Consider the following 15,330-nt stretch of genomic DNA (forward strand, 5'->3'; position numbering starts at 1 on the left):
GCGCCAGGCAGAGGCCGTGGCTGCAACGAGACTGTCATTATCTCTTCTTTTGCAAGAGGTGTCCGCCAGGCGAAACGGCTGAACTAACCTCAGCCGCGCGCAATCCGTTTCAGTGCGTCTTGCGCCGCGCAGTGGCTGCCCGGCCCTGCCACGTCCCGTCATGAAAAGGAGTCGTCAGTGACCGTAGCTGCCCATCATTACCACCCTGTCCGGCCCGGCCCGCTGCACGCGCTGCTGCTGGCCGGTTCCGTCCCGCTGTTCATCGGCGGCCTGCTCAGCGACATCGCCTACTACCAGACGATGCAGATCCAGTGGGCCAACTTCGCCGCCTGGCTGATCGCCGGGGCGCTGTTGCTGTCCGGGCTGGCCCTGCTGTTCGCCCTCGGCAATCTGTTCGGCGCGCGCTTCCGCGGCCGCCGGCCGGCGGCCTATTTCCTCCTGCTGTTGCTGGCCTGGGTGCTGGGGCTGGTCAATGCCTTCGAACATGCCAAGGATGCCTGGGCGGTGATGCCCGCCGGGCTGATCCTCTCGGTGATCGTGTCGGTGCTGAGCCTGGTGGCTGCCTGGATCGGTCTCTCCAACCTGCGTTCGGAGGTGGTCCGATGAGCACTCCACGAGTCTTGAGCGTCCTGGGTCTGGCCGTGCTGCTGGCCGCCTGCGGCAACGAAGGCGGTGCCGACACCCAGGCCCGCGGACCCGATCCCAAGCTGCCCGAACCCCAGCGCGGCCTCCTGCCGAGCATGAAGATCGCCGAGCCCGCACCGTGGGGCGATCGCACCCCCAGCGTGCCCCAGGGCTACACCATCACCGCCATCGCCACCGATCTGCGCATTCCGCGACAGATGCTGGTGCTGCCCAATGGCGACATCCTGGTGGCCGAAGGCCGTGGCGGCAACGCGCCCAAGCTCAAGCCCAAGGACGTCATCGCCGGCTACATCAAGGCCCAGGGCAACACCCAGGTGAAGGGCGGCAATCGCCTGACCCTGCTGCGCGACGCCGATGGCGACGGCAAGTACGAACTCAAGACGGTGTTCGCCGAGAACCTCAACGCGCCCTATGGCCTGGCCTTCGCCAACGGCCGGATCTACGTGGCCAACCAGGATGCCCTGGTCAGCTTTCCCTATCAGGACGGCCAGACCCAGGCCAGCGGCGCGCCGGACAAGCTGGTCGAGCTGCCGGCGGCGATCAACCACCACTGGACCAAGTCCCTCGCTGCCAGCGCCGATGGTCGCTATCTCTATGTGGGCATCGGCTCCAACAGCAACGTCGGCGAGCGCGGCATGGACGTCGAGGTGGATCGCGCGGTGATCTGGCAGATCGATGCCCAGAGCGGTGCGCACAAGAACTATGCCACCGGGGTGCGCAATCCCACCGCCCTGGCCATACAGCCCGACAGCGGCCAGCTCTGGGCGGTGGCCAACGAGCGCGACGAGATCGGCCCGGACCTGGTGCCGGACTACCTGACCTCCATCCGCGAAGGCGGCTTCTATGGCTGGCCCTACAGCTACTGGGGGCAGAACGTCGATACCCGTGCCCAGCCGCAGGATCCGGCCAAGGTGGCCGCCGCCATCAAGCCCGACTACAGCTTGGGCTCCCACGTCGCCGCCCTGGGCGTGACCTTTTCCACCGCGGCGGTGGGCGGGCAATTCACCGATGGCGTCTTCGTCGGCGAGCACGGCAGCTGGAACCGCGACAAGCCGGTGGGCTACCGCGTGGTCTTCGTGCCCTTCCAGCAGGGCCGTCCGGCCGGCGAGCCCATCGACTTCGCTACCGGGTTCTACGGCGACGACGGCAAGACCCGCGGCCGCCCGGTCGGGGTGGCGGTGGATCAGCGCGGTGGCGTCCTCATCGCCGACGACCTGGCCAACACCGTCTGGCGCGTGACGCGTACCCAGTAAGGTGCGAGATGGATCGGCTTGCCGCGCAGTCGGGCGGCAAGCCGATCAATGCATGCGGTGCTGCAGATCGCCGAGCACCACCAGGCTGCCCACCACCATCAGCACCAGGATCAGGCTGGTGAACAAGAGCAGATAGAGGTCGTGGCGGTGCGAGCGGCCCAGGCTGATATGCAGGAAGCAGCGCAGATGCACCAGGATCTGCAGCAGACCCAGGCCGAAGATGACCCCCAGGGTGGTGCCGCGCGGCCAGTTCGGGAAGAGCACCAGGCCGATGGGGATCAGACTCAGCGTCACCGCCAGCAGCAGGCCGACGACGTAGCTCGTCAGCTCCCGACGATAGTCATCTCTCTTCATGGCAGCAGCCCCTGCAGGTAGACCACCGAGAGGATGGCTACCCAGACGATATCGAGAAAATGCCAGAACAGGCCCAGCCGCATCAGCCGGGTCTTCACCGGCGTATCCAGGCCGAACACCCTGAGTTGCACCAGCATCACCACCAGCCACAGACAGCCACTGGCGACGTGCACCCCGTGCATGCCCACCAGGGCGAAGAAGGCCGAGAGAAAGGCGCTGCGCTGGGGCAGGGCACCCTTGTCCGCCATGCCGAGGAAGTCGTGCACCTCCAGGCCCAGAAAGACCAGGCCCAGCGCCAGGGTTACCAGCAGCCAGGTCACCAGGGGCCGCAGGCGACCCTCGTGGTACTTCATGGCCAGGGACGCCAGGCCATAGGTGAAGCTGCTGGCCAGCAGCACCAGGGTCTGCAGGGTGACACTGCCGATCTCGAAGACGTCCCGGGCGACCGGGCCCCCGGCGGTGGCGTGCTGTAGCGTCGCGTAGATGGCGAACAGCAGCGCGAACACCAGGGCGTCGCTCATCAGGAAGATCCAGAAGCCGAACAGCGAATACTCGGCCTCGGCGTGGGTGGCGTGATCGGTGGCGCCGACATTGAGGCCGGCGTGGTTCATGTCGCGCGGACTCATGGGCCCATCTCCGCCAGGCCACGGTTGCCCGGCCCGGTTTCCTCGTCGCGGTTGACCGCTCGCGTCGCGGCGACGAGATCCAGCCAAGCCTCGTGTTGGCGGCGGATGTCTGCAGCGGAAATCAGCCGCTCGGTATCGCGCTGGAAGCTGCGGGCGATCACCGCGCCCCAGGCCACCCCCAGGCCGAGCACGGCCAGCCAGCCGATGTGCCAGACCAGCCCGAAGGCGCAGGCAAAGCCCGCCGCCCCGACGATGGCAGGCACCGCGCTGTTCTTTGGCAGTTCGATGTCGGCATAGGTGCGCGGCCGGTCATAGGCCAGGTCGTGCTCCTTGAGCCAGGTGAAGGGGTCGCGGTCGTTGATCGGCAGCGGCACGGCGAAGTTGTATTCCGGCGGCGGCGCGGCCACGGCCCATTCCAGGGTGCGGCCATTCCAGGGATCGCCCACCGGCACCCGGGTACTGTCGCGGTGGCGGATGCTCACCACCAGCTGGATCACCAGGCTGGCCAGGGCGGCGAGCAGGATCACCGCACCCAGCTCGGCGACCCACAGCAGCGGGGCGAAATCGGGATTGTGGATCGCCTGGCTGCGCCGCGGCAGGCCGGAGACCCCAAGCACGTACAGCGGCATGAAGGCGAGCAGGAAGCCCAGGCCGAAATTCAGGGCGGCGATGCGGCCCCAGCGCTCGTCGAGGCGAAAGCCGAAGGCCTTGGGAAACCAGAAGTGATAGCCGGCCAGCATGCCGAACAGCATCCCGGGGATCAGCATGTTGTGGAAGTGGGCGACCAGGTAGACGGTGTTGTGCACCTGATAGTCCACCGGCGGTGTGGCCAGGGTGATGCCAGTAAGGCCGCCGATGACGAACAGCATGATGAACATCACCGCATAGATCAGCGGCGTGGTCAGGCGGATGCGCCCGCGGAACATGGTCGCCATCCAGTCGTAGATCTTCACCCCGGTGGGAATGCCGATGAGCATGGTGGCGATGCCGAAGGCGGCATTGATCTTCGGGCTCTGGCCCATGGTGAAGAAGTGGTGCAGCCAGACGGTAAAGGACAGCACCGCGATCACCAGGGTGGCCCAGACCAGGGAGTGATAGCCATAGAGCCGCTTGGTGGAGAAGGTGGCGAAGACCTCGGAGAACACCCCGAAGGCCGGCAGGATCAGGATGTACACCTCTGGATGGCCGAACAGCCAGAAGAGGTTGATGTAGTTCATCAGGTTGCCGCCCTGGGTGTTGGTGAAGAAATGGAAGTCCAGGTAGCGGTCCAGGGCCAGCAGCAGGGTGGCCACGGTCAGCGGCGGCATGGCGAAGATCATCAGGATGCTGGTGCACAGCGCCGTCCAGCTGAACAGCGTCATATGGAACAGGCGCATGCCCGGCGTCCGCTCCTTGTAGAGGGTGACGGCGAAATTGAGGCCGGTCAGGGTGCTGCCGATGGAGCTGAGGGTCAGCGCCCAGATCCAGTAGTCGGGGCCGACGCCGGGCTGGTATTCGGCGCCGGTATAGGGCGGATAGCCGCTCCAGCCACCGGTCGAGAAGCGACCCAGCACCAGCGAGACCATCACCAGGGCCGCACCGGCCACGGTCAGCCAGAGGCTGATGGCGTTGAGCAGCGGAAAGCGCACGTCGCGGGCACCGATCTGCAGCGGCATGACGAAGTTGATCAGCCCGGTAAGGAAGGGCATGGCCACGAAGAACACCATGATGGTGCCGTGGGTGCTGAACAGCTGGCCGAAGTGCTCCGGTGGCAGATAGCCCGGGGCATCGATGGCCAGGGCCTGCTGGGTGCGCATCATCACGCCTTCCACCACGCCGCGGCTGAACATCACCAGGGCCAGCACCACATACATGACGCCGATGCGCTTGTGGTCCAGGCTGGTGAACCACTCCTGCCAGAGATAGCGCCACTTGCCGAGCCAGGTGATCACCCCGGCGGTGGCCAGGGCGCCAAGGATCACCACGCTGGCGCCGCAGGTGGCGACCAGGCTGTAGAAGGGCAGGGCATCGTAGCCCAGGCGACCGAACAGCAGGTGCCAGAGGGCCGAGGAATCAGTCATGGGTGGCTCCCTGGAAGGTGGCGCAGGCGGGTACCGGATCCTGGCGATAGCGCGCCAGCACCCAGGCGAAGAGGGCGGGTTGGGTCAGGCGCAACGCGGCGGCCTGCTCCAGGGTGCCGGGGCGGGATAGCACCTGGTAATGGGCGCAATCCAGCGCCTCGCGGGTCTGGCTGACGCCCTGGGTCCAGCTGGCGAAGTCCTGCGCATCCAGCACCCGGATCGGGAAATGCTGATCCTGGAAGCCTTCGCCGCTGTACTGGGCATTGCGGCCCTCGAACTGGCCGGGCGCGGGAATCTGCAGGTAGCGCTGGGTCTGCATGCCGGCCATGGCGTAGATCTGGCCACCGAGGCGCGGCAACAGCAGGGATTGCATCACCGTATCGCTGGTGAGTCTGAGCTGCACCGGGCGTCCGGCTGGCAGGACCAGTTCATTGACCGTGGCGATGCCCTGTTCGGGATAGAGAAACAGCCACTTCCAGTCCAGGCCGATCACCTGGACCTCCAGCGGCGCCTGGCTGGGTGTCGGCGAGCGATAGGGATCGAGGCTGTGGGTGCGGGTCCAGACCAGCACCGCCAGCACCGCGACAATCAGCGCTGGCACGCCCCAGGCGAAGACGTCCAGCAGCCAGGAGAATTCCCAGCGCGGCCGGTAGGCGGCGCGCGTGTTGCCGTGGCGATAGCGCCAGACGATCAGCGGGGTGAGCAGGATCACCGGCAGGACCACCACCAGCGCCAGGCCGACGATCCACAGCAGCAGGTCGCGTTCGCCACTGGCGGCGAGACCGGCCGGGGCGAGAAAGCCGTGCTGTAGCGGCGAACAGCCAGTGAGCGAAGCGGCCAGCAGCAGGCCAGCCAGGGACCCGACCGCCAGGCGGCGCCTCGAGGTGCTCCCCGGGCAGGGAGAAGAAGGACGCGACTTTCGCGCAAGGGACATGAGCGGACTCGACCGTAACCAGTTGTTGCAGCCAACAGACCGCCCGAGCAGGCGAGCCGTTCACTGCATACTGGCGCTTGGCCGCCCCCCCGCTCGGGGCACGACCGCGTGCGAGGTGCGGGCTAGGGCTGTTCGGTCTTCCACTGGCCGAGCAGGATGGCGACGAATTTTTCTGCGGCGGGCGACAGGGAGGCGCCGCGACGCGAGACCAGGCCCAGCGTCCGGGTCACCTCCGGATCACTGAGGGGCACGCTGACCAGGGTCGGGTGGTCGGCATCCGGCATGGCCAGACTGGGCATGGCCGAGACGCCGAGGCCGGCTTCCACCATGCCCAGGGAGGTGGACAGGTGCTGCACCTCATAGAACCACTTGGGGCGGATGCCGCGGGCGGAGAGGGCATGATCGAGCAGCACCCGGTTGCCGCTCAGACGTCCCACGCCGATCAGCCGGTGCTCGACCAGCTCGGCCCAGCTGATCGACGGGCGCCCGGCCAGTTCGTGGTCGCGCCGGCAGGCCAGCACGAATTGCTCCTGCACCAGGGGCACGAATTCGATGTCCGGGTGCTGACCGCTGAGCATGTTGATGCCGAAGTCGGCTTCGCCGCGCAACACGGCTTCCAGGCCGTCGTTGGCGCTGAGGTCCAGCAGGCGGATGCGGATCTTGGGGTATTGCTCGTTGTACTGGCGGATCACCGAGGGCAGAAAGTAGAAGGCCGCGGTGGGGATGCAGGCCAGGGTGACCTGGCCGGTCTGGCGCTCGGCCAGTTCGCGGATGCTGAGGATGGAGTCCTCGAAGTCGTCCAGCAGCCGCCGCGCCTTGGGCAGGAAATCGCGCCCGACGCTGGTGAGGCCGACGCGACGAGTGGTGCGTTCGAGCAGGGGCGTGCCCAGGCCGTCTTCCAGCTTCTTGATGCGCCGGCTCAGGGCCGGCTGCGACAGGTGCAAGGCATCGGCGGCCTCGTGGAAGCTGCCCAGTTCGGCGATTTTCACGAAAGATCGAATATCTTGCAGCTCGTAGTCCATGAACGCCCCGTTTCGTAAAGCCGGCTTTATTAATTATCCAAGTGGAATAATAGCGCTGATATTTGCATTGGATAGATTTATATCCGGCTGCCAATCTTGTTCCCAGAACATCAATAACCGCTATTGATCAACAAGAGTCAGCAGTCATGCAACGTATTCCCTGCGTTCTCATGCGAGGTGGCACCTCCAAGGGCCCCTTCTTCCACGCCAGTGACCTGCCCAGCGATCCCGCCGCGCGCGACGAGATGCTGATCGACCTCATGGGTGCCGGCCACGAGCTGGAAATCGACGGCATCGGTGGCGGCAGTCCCCAGACCAGCAAGGTGGCCATCATCAGCCCCTCCAGCCACGCCGATGCCGACGTGGATTACCTCTTCGTCCAGGTGATGGTCGCCGAGCGGCGCGTCGATACCGCACCCAACTGCGGCAACATGCTCTGCGCCGTGGGGCCCTTCGCCGTGGAGCAGGGGCTGGTTGCCGCGAGAGACGGCAAGACCCTGGTGCGTATCCGCAACCTCAACACCAACAGTTTCGTCGATTCCCTGGTGCATACGCCCGGCGGCCTGGTGCGCTATGAAGGCGACACCGCCATCGACGGCGTGCCCGGCACCGCCGCGCCGGTGCAGCTGACCTTTCTCGACGCCGTGGGCAGCAAGACCGGCCAGCTGTTTCCCACCGGCCAGGCCACGGATGTCTTCGACGGCGTGCCGGTGACCTGCATCGACATGGCCATGCCGATGATGATCGTCGAGGCCCGCCACCTGGGCGTGACCGGCAGCGAGCGGCCGGCCGAACTGGACGCCAACGCGGCGCTGCTGGCCCGGCTGGAAGCCCTGCGGCTGCAGGCGGGTCGGGCCATGGGCCTGGGCGATGTCAGCGGCAAGGTGATCCCCAAGCCGGTACTGATCTCCCCGCCCCAGCAGGGCGGCACCCTGCAGGTGCGCTATTTCATGCCGCACAGCTGCCACCGGGCGCTGGCCATCACCGGCTCCATCGGCCTGGCCACCGCCTGCGTCACCTCGGAGACCGTGGTGATGGCGCTGCTCGGCGAGTCGGCGCGTGACCTGACCCATGTCCGCCTGGAGCATCCCAGCGGCGGGATCGACGTGGTGCTGTCGCGCGGCGGCGCGGACGGCACTACCATCCAGGCCTCGGTCGTCCGGACCGCGCGCCGTCTGTTTTCCGGTCATGTCTATGCGCCTACCGCGCGGAGGCTCGCCGGCTAACGCGACACCCCCAACCACCAGCGCATCCGCACAACTTCAATAAACGGTGATGCCCATGAAACTTGCCAAATCGCTGTACTTCCAGATCCTCTGCGCCGTGGTCCTCGGGGTGCTGGTCGGTCACTTCTGGGCGCAACAGGCCGTCGCGCTCAAGCCCCTGGGTGACGCCTTCATCAAACTGATCAAGATGATGATCGCCCCGGTGGTGTTCTGCACCATCGTCACCGGCATCGCCGGCATGACCGACAAGAGCACCCTGGGCCGGTTGATGGGCAAGACGCTGCTGCTGTTCCTGGTGCTCACCGTCATCAGCCTGTTCATCGGCCTCGGCGCGGTCTATCTGTTCCAGCCCGGCGTTGGCATGAACATCGATCCCGCGACCCTGAGCACCGCCAGCATCGCCCAGTACACGGCGTCGGCGGCCAAGCTCAGCGTGGTGGACTTCTTCATGCACATCATCCCGGACACCTTCATGGGGGCGTTCAACAAGGGTGAGGTGCTGCCGGTGCTGTTCATCGCCGTGCTCTGCGGCTTCGCCCTGTCCGCCATGGGCGAGCGCGGCCGGCCGGTGCTGGACGTGCTGGAGTCGGCGTCGCAGATGGTCTTCCGCATCTTCGGCTACCTGATGCGCTTCGCCCCGGTGGGTGCCTTCGGCGCCCTGGCCTTTACCGTGGGCCAGTACGGCATCACCTCGCTGGGCTCCCTGGCCAAGCTGATCGCCACCCTCTACATCGCCTGCGCCTTCTTCGTCTTCGTGGTGCTGGGCGCGCTGTGCCGCTCGCGCGGCTTCAGCCTGTGGAAGCTGTTGCGCTACTTCCGCGAGGAATTCCTGGTGGTGCTGGGCACCTCGTCCACCGAGCCGGTGCTGCCGCGCATGCTGCAGAAGCTCGAAGGCCTGGGCTGCAAGAAGGGCGTGGTCGGTCTGGTGCTGCCCACCGGCTACTCCTTCAACCTGGACGGCACCGCCATCTACCTGTCGCTGGCCGCGGTCTTCATCGCCCAGGCCTGCAACATCGACCTCACCGTCGGCCAGACCCTGACCATGCTGGCGATCATGCTGCTGTCCTCCAAGGGCGCGGCAGGGGTGACCGGCAGCGGCTTCGTCGCCCTGGCCTCGACCCTCACCGTGATCCACGACATCCCCCTGGCCGGGCTGGCGCTGCTCATCGGCATCGATCGCTTCATGTCCGAGGCCCGCGCCCTCACCAGCCTGGCCAGCAACGCCGTGGCCACCGTGGTGATCGCGCTGGGCGAGGGCGCCTGCGATCGCGACAAGCTGATGCGCGCCCTGGCCAGTGGCAAGGCCGAACCCGTGGCGCTGCCCGAGGCCGCCGAGTGGACGGCACCGGACGTTCGTCCCCACGCCTGATCGTTCCAACCCCGCTACCGCTGCAATCCCACCTCCGCGCCGTCAGCTGGCCGGAGGCGGGGATCGGCTGGCCCGCGTCCGGCCAGACCCACAACAAGAACAAGGGATATGCCTATGCTCGCGCTTCTCGGTCTGATCATGGTGGTGACCTTCACCTACCTGATCATGAGCAAACGTCTGTCGCCCATCGTGGCGCTCACCGTGGTGCCCATCGTCTTCGCCCTCATCGGTGGCTTCGCCCCCACCACCGGCAAGATGATGCTCGACGGCCTGAAGATGGTGGCGCCCTCGGCGGCGCTGCTGCTGTTCGCCATCCTCTTCTTCGGCCTGATGATCGACGCCGGGCTGTTCGATCCGCTGATCCGCAAGATCCTCAAGCGCGTCAACGGCGATCCGGTCAAGATCGCCATCGGCACCGCGCTGCTCTCGCTGCTGGTGGCCCTGGACGGCGACGGCACCACCACCTACATGATCACCTGCGCGGCCATGCTGCCGCTGTACAAGCGCATCGGCATGAATCCCATGGTGCTGGCGACCGTCTCCATGCTCTCGCTGAGCATCATGAGCGGCATGAGTCCCTGGGGCGGCCCGGCCACCCGCGCCATCGCCGCGCTGGGGCTGGACGCCACCGCCTACTTCATTCCCATGCTGCCCACGGTGATCGGCGGAGCGGCCTGGGTGGTCTTCACCGCCTACTTGCTGGGTCGCCGCGAGCGCGCGCGCATCGGCAACGTCGCCCTGGAGAGCGGCGGGGCAGCCGGCGGCAAGTGCTACATCGAGGAGATCCTCGGTGATTCGCCGACCAAGCGGCCGCGTCTGGCCTACGTCAACCTGGTGCTGGTGATCGCGGTGATGACCGCCCTGGTCATGGGCGTGATGCACGCCGCCATCCTGTTCATGATCGGCTTCGTGCTGGCGCTGATGATCAACTATCCGCAACTGGAGCTGCAGAAGGAGCGCATCCTGGCCCACTCCGGCAATGCCATGACCGTGGTGCTGCTGGTGTTCGCCGCGGGCATCTTCGCCGGCATCTTTTCCGGCACCAAGATGGTCGACGCCCTGGCCCAGACCCTGGTCGACTGGATTCCGCCGGCCTGGGGCCACTGGTTCCCGCTGGTGGTGGCCATCACCAGCATGCCGCTGACCTTCGTGCTGTCCAACGATGCCTACTACTTCGGCGTGGTGCCCATCCTGGCCAACGCCGCCGCGGCCTACGGCATCGATCCGGTGGAGATCGCCCGCGCCTCGGTGTTGGGCCAGCCGGTGCACCTGATGAGTCCGCTGGTGGCCTCGACGCTGCTGCTGGTGGGTATGGTTGACCGCGACATCGGCGACTTCCAGAAGGCCACCGTCAAATGGGCGGTGCTGACCTCCCTGGTCATCACCGCCATCGCCCTGCTCACCGGCGCCATCTCCTTCTTCGTCTGACGCCGGTGGAGCAACTGTCTTTATCGCGGCCATGCCGGTACGCCGTAGCGGCCGCTCCTACGGTGGCGTCCGTGCCTGTAGGAGCGGCCCATGGCCGCGATATGCGATCAAGACAGTTGCTCCCACAAAAGCATCAACCGCTGTGGGAGCGGCCTTATTACTGCTGTGCCGGAATGGGCTTGAGACCGCTGTCCTCGATGGCCTTGGCGGCGTCTTTCGAGGCCAGGTACTGCAGCAGGGCGCGCGCGGCATCCGGGTGCGTGCTCTTGCTGACCACGGCGCCGGAGTAGAGGGTCATCTTCTGCGCCTGGTCGGGGATCAGGCCGACGATGTCGATGCCCTGCACCGGCTTCAATTCGCTCAGCTGCTGGAAGCCCAGCTGCGCCTCGCCACGGGCGACGACTTCGCCCACCGGCTCGGCGGGGATCATGCGCGCCTTGGCCTTGAAGGCATCGCTCAGCTGCATGCGCGGGAACAGGATGTGCGCCAGATAGACACCGCTGGCGCTGTCGGAATAGGCCACCGACTGGGCACTTTCCAGACTCTGCTTGAAGGCCTCCATGGTGGAGATGTCCGGCTTGGGCGCGCCCTTGCGCACCGCCATGGCGATGAAGGATTGCCCCAGGTCGACCCGGCTGTCCTTGAGCGCCTGGCCGTTGGCGACCAGCTTGTCCAGCGCCGAACCCACCATCAGCACTACGTCGGCCGGCTCGTTGCGGGCCAGGCGCTGGGGGATGGCCTGGGGCGTGTCGCCCATAGACGGCGCGGCGGCGATGTCCAGTTTCACGCCAGTGGCCTTTTCATAGGCCGGGGCGACTTCGCGGATGGCGCCCATGATGCCGCCCGAGCTCAGCACCGTGAGGGTGGTGACGGGTTGTGCGGCCAGCAGTGGCGTGGAGGCCAGCAGCAGGGCGCCAAGGGCGAGGGTGGGCAGACGTCGAAACATGGTGAAGACTCCAGGGTGAAAAGACCGACGATAGACCGCGGGCGAGGCGGAAGCGCGTTAGTCCGAATGAAGAAAAATTTAATTTACCGACCTGGTCGTTTTCCCTAGGGTGTCCGGTCCGCCAGACCGGGCGCCAGATCCAGAGGCCATCATGACCCAGGCTTTGGTCATCGAAGACGACGAGGTGACCGCCCACGCCATCGCCAGCGAATTGCGGGCGCAAGACTATCAGGTACGTTGGGAAAGCACCGGCCGCGAGGGCCTGGCCGCGGCCATCGCCGGCGGCCACGACATCATCACCCTCGACCGCATGCTGCCGGATTTCGATGGCCTGACCATCGTCAGCACCCTGCGTGGCCTCGGCATCGCCACCCCGGTGCTGATGCTCAGCGCCCTGTCCGATGTCGACGAGCGCGTGCGCGGCCTGAGATGCGGCGGTGACGACTACCTGACCAAGCCCTTTTCCCTGGTGGAGATGATGGCCCGCCTGGAGGCGCTGCTCAGGCGGCCGGGCGCGCAGTCCGCCAGTCACCAGTTGCGGGTCGGCGAGCTGACCCTGGACCTGATCGAGAACACCCTGACCCGGGCCGGCGAGGCCATCGCCCTGCTGCCCACTGAATTCAAGATCCTCACCTACCTGATGCGCAACGCCGGGCAACTGGTGACCCGCACCATGCTCTTCGAGCAGGTCTGGGGCTATCACTTCGATCCGGGCACCAACATCATCGACGTGCACATGGGGCGGCTCAGACGCAAGATCGAGCGGGCGGGGCGGCCGCTGGTGCATACCGTTCGCGGAGCCGGCTATGTCCTCGTCGTCCCGGACTAGGCGCTGGCGCTCGGGCAGCAGCCGCCTGCTGGCGCTCTATGCGCTGCTCTTCGTGGCCTGGGGCGCGGTCTTCACCGGGGTGCTCTACTGGCAGATCTCCGGTTACCTGGGCGCCGTGGCGGAGCGCACCTTGCTGCAGCGGGCGCACTACTACGGCAAGGTGGCCGATGCCGACCTGCTGGGCGAGCTGCAGGCCAGCGAGGTCTATTCCATGCCCGGCATCGACGCCTACGGCCTGTTCGAGGCCGATGGGCGCTATGTGGCCGGCAACCTGGTCAAGCTCCTGGGCAACCTGCCGGACGACGGCCGGGTGCACTACCTGCAGCGCGGCCTCAGGACCACCGATGCCCTGGACGAGACCCGCAGCAGCCATGCCTTTCTGCAACGCCGCGCCGACGGCCGCATCCTGGTGCTGGCCCGCGACGGCGGCTCCATCTCGGCGGTGGGCGGCATCATCGGCCAGGCGCTGTTCTGGGGCCTGTCGCTGACCCTGATCCCTGGCCTGGTCGGCTGGCACCTGTTGCGGCGACGACCGCTGCGGCGCGTCGAGCGACTGCAACGCAGCCTGGAACGGATCGTCGCCGGTCACCTGGAGGAACGCCTGCCACTGTCGCCGCGCCACGACGAGCTGGACATGCTGGCCGATGCGGTCAATACCACCCTGGCGCAGCTGGAGCGCTCGATGCACGAGGTGAAGGGCGTCTGCGACGGCATCGCCCATGACCTGCGCACCCCGCTGACGCGGCTGCGGGCGCGCCTGCACCAGCTGCAGCAACTGCCGCTGGCCGAACCCCAGGCCGACAGCCTCGGCGAGGCGCTGGCCGAGACCGAGGCCATCATGTCGCGCTTCCAGGGCCTGCTGCGCATCTCCGAGCTGGAGGACACCCGGCGGCGCATGGCCTTCGCGCCCCTGGACCTGGCCGCGCTGCTGCGCCAGGCCCATGACTTCTACGAACCCCTGGCCCAGGAAAAGGCCCAGACCCTGAGCCTGGAGCTGGGCGAGGCGCTGCCGGAGGTGCAGGGCGACGCCGAGTTGCTGTTCGAGGCGCTGGTCAATCTGCTCGACAACGCCCTCAAGTTCGCTCCCGAAGGGGGCAGGGTGCGGCTGGTGGCGCGTGGCGTTGGCCTGGCGGTGCGCATCGAGGTGATCGACGACGGCCCCGGCATTCCCGAGGCCGAGCGCGAGAGCGTGCTGCGCCGGCTCTATCGCGGCGATGCCAGTCGCCAGCAACCGGGCTATGGCCTGGGCCTGTCGCTGGTGGCGGCCATCGTGCGGTTGCATGGCTTCAGCCTGAGCATCGAGGCGGCCGAACCGGTGGGCGCGCGGGTGATCATCAGCAGCGCCGGGTGAGGTGCGCCTTCCTAAATTTTTCTTCATTTTGCTTCATTTGAGACCGGGGCAGGGCTCTCCCAGGATGGCGGGCCCCTCCTGCCACACCGGATCTGCCGCTCGTGAAACACCCCTTGCTACTGGGCCTCGCCGCCCTGGGTCTCGCCTGGCTCGGCCAGGTCGAAGCCGCGCCCGCCGCTGCGCCCGCCACCACCGTGCTGATTCCTTCGCCGCCCCAGCTCTCGGCCAAGGCCTGGGTGCTGATGGATGCCACCACCGGCCAGGTGATCGCCGAAGAGAATGCCCACGAGCACCTGCCGCCGGCCAGCCTGACCAAGCTGATGACCGTCTACGTGGCGACCCGCGACATCCAGGCCGGCCAGCTCAAGGCCGACGACCCGGTCACCGTCAGCGAGCACGCCTGGCGCACCGAAGGCTCGCGGATGTTTCTCGATCCGCGGAGCCAGGTGTCGGTGCACGATCTCCTGCAGGGTATCGTCATCGACTCGGGCAACGACGCCAGCGTGGCCCTGGCCGAGCACATCGCCGGCAGCAACGAGAGCTTCGCCAGCCTGATGAACGCCACCGCGCAGCGCCTGGGCCTGCACGACAGTCACTTCATGAATCCCACCGGGCTGCCCGACCCCGAGCACTTTTCCTCGCCCTACGACATGGCGCTGCTGGCCCGCGCCATCATCCAGGACGAGTCGGCCTACTATGAGCTCTATGCCAGGAAGTACTTTACCTGGAACGGCATCCGCCAACCCAATCGCAACCTGCTGCTGTGGCGCGACCACACCGTGGACGGCCTCAAGACCGGGCATACCGAGGCGGCTGGCTATTGCATGGTCACCTCGGCGCTGCGCGACGGACGCCGGCTGATCACCGCGGTGTTCGGTTCCAACTCGATCAACAACCGCGCGGCGGACACCCAGAAGCTGCTGACCTATGGCTATCGCTTCTTCGACAACCTGAGCCTCGACAAGGCCGGCGTCGCCCTGGGCACCCCGGCGATCTGGGAGGGCGAGCAGGCGAGCCTGCCGGTGGGCGTGACCGAAGACGTGGTGCTGACCCGTCCCAAGGGCCAGCAACCACCCGAGCGCCGCCTGGTGCTGAACGAGCCGCTGGTGGCGCCCATCGCCCAGGGCGCGGTGGTCGGGCGCCTGGAGCTGGTGGAGGGCGACCGCGTCCTGCAGACCCGCCCGCTGGTGGCCCTGGAGGCGGCGGCGCAGGGCGGCTGGTGGTCGCGCTGGCCGGAGCACCTCTACCGGCTGGTGCTGCACTGGTTCGGCCGGGTCTGACCCGCGC

The 15,330-nt window shown here is 67.0% G+C and carries 14 protein-coding genes; 8 read left to right on the top strand and 6 right to left on the bottom strand.

Annotated features, from left to right (window positions below):
- Positions 1–177: 177 nt before the first annotated feature.
- Both ACZ5R1_RS10265 and ACZ5R1_RS10270 read left to right on the top strand, forming a co-directional pair.
- Complete coding sequence (locus tag ACZ5R1_RS10265) at positions 178–606, top strand: DUF2231 domain-containing protein (RefSeq protein ID WP_042133819.1); 429 nt, start codon at positions 178–180, stop codon at positions 604–606.
- Positions 603–1,898: a PQQ-dependent sugar dehydrogenase gene (locus ACZ5R1_RS10270; RefSeq protein ID WP_058786338.1), complete on the top strand. Its 1,296-nt coding sequence runs from the start codon at positions 603–605 to the stop codon at positions 1,896–1,898. The genes ACZ5R1_RS10265 and ACZ5R1_RS10270 overlap by 4 nt, the downstream gene beginning before the upstream one ends.
- A gap of 45 nt (positions 1,899–1,943) precedes the next feature.
- On the opposite strand, the gene ACZ5R1_RS10275 is transcribed toward ACZ5R1_RS10270, so the two are convergent.
- The 5 genes from ACZ5R1_RS10275 to ACZ5R1_RS10295 form a co-directional block, all read right to left on the bottom strand.
- The gene (locus tag ACZ5R1_RS10275; RefSeq protein ID WP_278896898.1) at positions 1,944–2,252 is read right to left on the bottom strand and encodes a cytochrome o ubiquinol oxidase subunit IV; all 309 of its coding nucleotides are present in this window, start codon (positions 2,250–2,252) and stop codon (positions 1,944–1,946) included.
- A complete protein-coding gene (locus ACZ5R1_RS10280) occupies positions 2,249–2,878 on the bottom strand; it encodes a cytochrome (ubi)quinol oxidase subunit III (RefSeq protein WP_027602117.1) in 630 nt (209 codons plus the stop codon). Before ACZ5R1_RS10280 ends, ACZ5R1_RS10275 begins: the two co-directional genes overlap by 4 nt.
- Positions 2,875–4,938: a cbb3-type cytochrome c oxidase subunit I gene (locus ACZ5R1_RS10285; RefSeq protein ID WP_464713151.1), complete on the bottom strand. Its 2,064-nt coding sequence runs from the start codon at positions 4,936–4,938 to the stop codon at positions 2,875–2,877. The genes ACZ5R1_RS10280 and ACZ5R1_RS10285 overlap by 4 nt, the downstream gene beginning before the upstream one ends.
- A complete protein-coding gene (locus tag ACZ5R1_RS10290) occupies positions 4,931–5,872 on the bottom strand; it encodes a cytochrome ubiquinol oxidase subunit II (protein WP_288434438.1) in 942 nt (313 codons plus the stop codon). Before ACZ5R1_RS10290 ends, ACZ5R1_RS10285 begins: the two co-directional genes overlap by 8 nt.
- A 122-nt stretch (positions 5,873–5,994) precedes the next feature.
- Positions 5,995–6,894 carry a LysR family transcriptional regulator gene (locus ACZ5R1_RS10295; protein WP_007158583.1) on the bottom strand — a complete coding sequence of 300 codons (900 nt, stop codon included), beginning with the start codon at positions 6,892–6,894 and terminating at the stop codon, positions 5,995–5,997.
- Between the two features lie 146 nt (positions 6,895–7,040).
- On the opposite strand from ACZ5R1_RS10295, the gene ACZ5R1_RS10300 reads away from it, so the two are divergent.
- The 3 genes from ACZ5R1_RS10300 to ACZ5R1_RS10310 all read left to right on the top strand — a co-directional run bounded on the left by ACZ5R1_RS10300 (position 7,041) and on the right by ACZ5R1_RS10310 (position 10,917).
- Positions 7,041–8,120: a 4-oxalomesaconate tautomerase gene (locus ACZ5R1_RS10300; protein ID WP_464713152.1), complete on the top strand. Its 1,080-nt coding sequence runs from the start codon at positions 7,041–7,043 to the stop codon at positions 8,118–8,120.
- Between the two features lie 55 nt (positions 8,121–8,175).
- The gene (gene dctA / locus ACZ5R1_RS10305; protein WP_007158581.1) at positions 8,176–9,489 is read left to right on the top strand and encodes a C4-dicarboxylate transporter DctA; all 1,314 of its coding nucleotides are present in this window, start codon (positions 8,176–8,178) and stop codon (positions 9,487–9,489) included.
- Positions 9,490–9,603: 114 nt separating this feature from the next.
- Positions 9,604–10,917 carry a CitMHS family transporter gene (locus ACZ5R1_RS10310; protein WP_007158580.1) on the top strand — a complete coding sequence of 438 codons (1,314 nt, stop codon included), beginning with the start codon at positions 9,604–9,606 and terminating at the stop codon, positions 10,915–10,917.
- Positions 10,918–11,074: 157 nt separating this feature from the next.
- On the opposite strand, the gene ACZ5R1_RS10315 is transcribed toward ACZ5R1_RS10310, so the two are convergent.
- Positions 11,075–11,863 (bottom strand): substrate-binding domain-containing protein, encoded by a 789-nt coding sequence (locus ACZ5R1_RS10315; RefSeq protein WP_027599585.1) that lies wholly within the window; start codon positions 11,861–11,863, stop codon positions 11,075–11,077.
- A gap of 151 nt (positions 11,864–12,014) precedes the next feature.
- Here ACZ5R1_RS10315 and ACZ5R1_RS10320 point away from each other — a divergent pair, with 151 nt between their 5' ends.
- The 3 genes from ACZ5R1_RS10320 to ACZ5R1_RS10330 all read left to right on the top strand — a co-directional run bounded on the left by ACZ5R1_RS10320 (position 12,015) and on the right by ACZ5R1_RS10330 (position 15,323).
- On the top strand, positions 12,015–12,692 hold the full coding sequence (locus tag ACZ5R1_RS10320; protein ID WP_007158578.1) for a response regulator transcription factor: 678 nt from the start codon (positions 12,015–12,017) through the stop codon (positions 12,690–12,692).
- A complete protein-coding gene (locus tag ACZ5R1_RS10325; RefSeq protein WP_464713153.1) occupies positions 12,670–14,043 on the top strand; it encodes a sensor histidine kinase in 1,374 nt (457 codons plus the stop codon). Before ACZ5R1_RS10320 ends, ACZ5R1_RS10325 begins: the two co-directional genes overlap by 23 nt.
- Before the next feature lie 113 nt (positions 14,044–14,156).
- The gene (locus tag ACZ5R1_RS10330) at positions 14,157–15,323 is read left to right on the top strand and encodes a D-alanyl-D-alanine carboxypeptidase family protein (RefSeq protein WP_464713277.1); all 1,167 of its coding nucleotides are present in this window, start codon (positions 14,157–14,159) and stop codon (positions 15,321–15,323) included.
- Positions 15,324–15,330 lie beyond the last annotated feature (7 nt).

The sequence above is a fragment of the Pseudomonas sp. Pso3 genome, assembly GCF_055393275.1.